This is a genomic window from Streptomyces sp. HD, from assembly GCF_028369295.1.
Classification (GTDB): domain Bacteria; phylum Actinomycetota; class Actinomycetes; order Streptomycetales; family Streptomycetaceae; genus Streptomyces.
This window is the reverse complement of record NZ_JAQMYP010000149.1, coordinates 1-1,200: the sequence shown is the minus strand read 5'-3', so window position 1 is coordinate 1,200 and position 1,200 is coordinate 1. Positions and strand designations below refer to the sequence as shown.

The window sequence follows — 1,200 nt, the reverse complement described above, 5'->3', positions numbered from 1 at the left end:
CAGACCGGGGTACAGCGGGTGCTTGTCGGCCAGGGCCTTGACCCGGGTCTTGAGCGCGTCGGCGTCGTAGGACGGCTTGAGTGTCTCGGCGATGACGTCCGCGACCTCGGTGAAGTCCTCGGCGGTGAAGCCGCGGGTGGCCAGCGCCGGGGTGCCGATCCGCAGCCCCGAGGTCACCATCGGCGGGCGCGGGTCGTTGGGTACGGCGTTGCGGTTGACCGTGATGCCGACCTCGTGGAGACGGTCCTCGGCCTGCTGCCCGTCCAGCTCGCTCTCACGCAGGTCGACCAGGATCAGGTGCACGTCGGTGCCGCCGGAGAGCACGTTCACCCCGGCCGCCCGCGCGTCCGGCGCGGTCAGCCGCTCGGCGAGGATCCGCGCGCCCTCGACCGTACGGCGCTGGCGCTCCTTGAACTCCGCCGAGGCGGCGACCTTGAAGGAGACCGCCTTGGCCGCGATCACATGCTCCAGCGGACCGCCCTGGAAGCCCGGGAACACCGACGAGTTCAGCTTCTTCGCGAACGCCTGCTTCGCCAGGATGATGCCGCCGCGCGGCCCGCCCAGGGTCTTGTGGGTGGTGGAGGTGACCACGTCCGCGTGCTCGACCGGGTTGGGGTGCAGACCGGCCGCGACCAGCCCGGCGAAGTGCGCCATGTCGACCCACAGGAACGCCCCGACCTCGTCGGCGATCCGCCGGAACTCCGCGAAGTCCAGCTGCCGCGGGTACGCCGACCAGCCCGCGATGATCACCTTCGGCCGGTGCTCCTTGGCCAGGCGCTCCACCTCGGCCATGTCGACCAGACCGGACCCGGCCTCCACGTGGTAGGCGACCACGTTGAACTGCTTGCCGGAGAAGTTCAGCCGCATCCCGTGGGTGAGGTGCCCACCGTGCGCCAGATCCAGCCCCAGGATGGTGTCGCCGGGCTGGGCCAGCGCGAACAGCGCGGCCTGGTTGGCCGAGGCACCGGAGTGGGGCTGGACGTTGGCGTACTCGGCGCCGAACAGCTCCTTGACCCGGTCGATCGCGATCTGCTCGGCCACATCCACGTGCTCACAGCCACCGTAGTAACGGCGGCCCGGATAGCCCTCGGCGTACTTGTTCGTCAGGACCGACCCCTGCGCCTCCATCACCGCGACCGGCGCGAAGTTCTCGGAGGCGATCATCTCCAGGGTGGACTGCTGACGCTCCAGCTCGGCGTC

1 protein-coding gene is annotated in these 1,200 nt (G+C 70.3%); it reads right to left on the bottom strand.

The features are described from left to right. Positions 1-1,200 (bottom strand): serine hydroxymethyltransferase (gene glyA, locus POF73_RS45730; protein WP_272125465.1); only part of this gene is annotated, 1,200 nt, incomplete at both ends.